Consider the following 219-nt stretch of genomic DNA (forward strand, 5'->3'; position numbering starts at 1 on the left):
ACCATCTGTTGCTACTACATTAATAGCATATGAATCTTTTGTTTCATAATCGGCACTATTTTTTAGTGTTACTTCACCCGTTGTAGCATTAATATCAAATGCACTGGCATCAGTACCTGTTAATGTATACGTAATATTTGCATCAGCTGCTCCACCATTATCCGTTGCTTCTGGATTATATACTACGGTTGATGTTGCTGCGTTCTCATCTATTGTTAC

Annotated in this window: 1 protein-coding gene; it reads right to left on the bottom strand. The window is 36.5% G+C overall.

Annotated features, from left to right (window positions below):
* A partial coding sequence (locus GBG18_RS15220) for a cadherin repeat domain-containing protein (protein ID WP_152192413.1) occupies positions 1 to 219 on the bottom strand: 219 nt, incomplete at both ends.

It is taken from the genome of Poseidonibacter ostreae (genome assembly GCF_009208075.1).
In the GTDB taxonomy this organism is placed as follows: domain Bacteria; phylum Campylobacterota; class Campylobacteria; order Campylobacterales; family Arcobacteraceae; genus Poseidonibacter; species Poseidonibacter ostreae.